This is a genomic window from Citrobacter sp. TBCS-14, assembly GCF_005280805.1.
Taxonomy (GTDB): Bacteria; Pseudomonadota; Gammaproteobacteria; order Enterobacterales; family Enterobacteriaceae; genus Citrobacter; species Citrobacter gillenii.
Map to the genome: position 1 here is coordinate 631 of NZ_SZWM01001348.1, position 235 is coordinate 865.

Consider the following 235-nt stretch of genomic DNA (forward strand, 5'->3'; position numbering starts at 1 on the left):
AGGGGCTGGTGCGTATCAATCGTCAGGGTGAGGACTGGCATATTGAGACCCAAAACGTCGCCCCTCCAGATAGCCGCATTGAACTCATCTCCGATACCGAGACCGACTGGAATGCATTACAGAGTGCATTGTTGAGGCTTCGTTTAGACGCTGGCGCGTAAGGTTGCCTCCGTTTTATGGCAATGGTAAACGACGATGAAAACCCGATACCCACTAATACTCCTGCTTAATATTG

Annotated in this window: 1 pseudogene; it reads left to right on the forward strand. The window is 50.2% G+C overall.

What is annotated here, in order from left to right:
- Positions 1-161: pseudogene (locus tag FDX22_RS32410) on the forward strand (hypothetical protein); the annotation flags it as partial.
- Positions 162-235: the final 74 nt, after the last annotated feature.